Source organism: Faecalibacterium sp. DFI.5.82 (assembly GCF_029076575.1).
Taxonomy (GTDB): domain Bacteria; phylum Bacillota; class Clostridia; order Oscillospirales; family Ruminococcaceae; genus Faecalibacterium; species Faecalibacterium duncaniae.
The window spans coordinates 1-298 of sequence record NZ_JARFIS010000819.1 but is presented as its reverse complement, the minus strand read 5'-3'; the positions used below and the strand labels follow the sequence as shown (position 1 = coordinate 298).

Here is a 298-nt window from a genome sequence, read left to right as displayed (position 1 = left end):
CCAGCGTTTCCGCGCCCCGGCTCTTCCACTGGGCCGCAGCCCGCCACTGGGGCGGAAACGCTGGTGGCCCTGCAGGCACAGAGCCCTTCCGGGCTGAAAAAGGCCGCGCAGGCCCTGCGGCAGGCGTTTTCGGCAGACCTGTACGGGGCAGGAGAGACCACTCTGCCTGCCGCCGTGGTTGAGGCGCTGGAACGGCACGATAAGCTGCTCATCTGTGCGGATGCTGCCGCCGGTGCCCTACTGGAAGCCCGGCTCGAGAACCTGCCCGGGGACGAGAAGGTCTTTGATTTTGGCGCGG

General features: G+C 68.1%; 1 pseudogene. It reads left to right on the top strand.

The features are described from left to right. A pseudogene (locus P0G09_RS19050) lies at nucleotides 1–298 on the top strand (hypothetical protein); the annotation flags it as partial.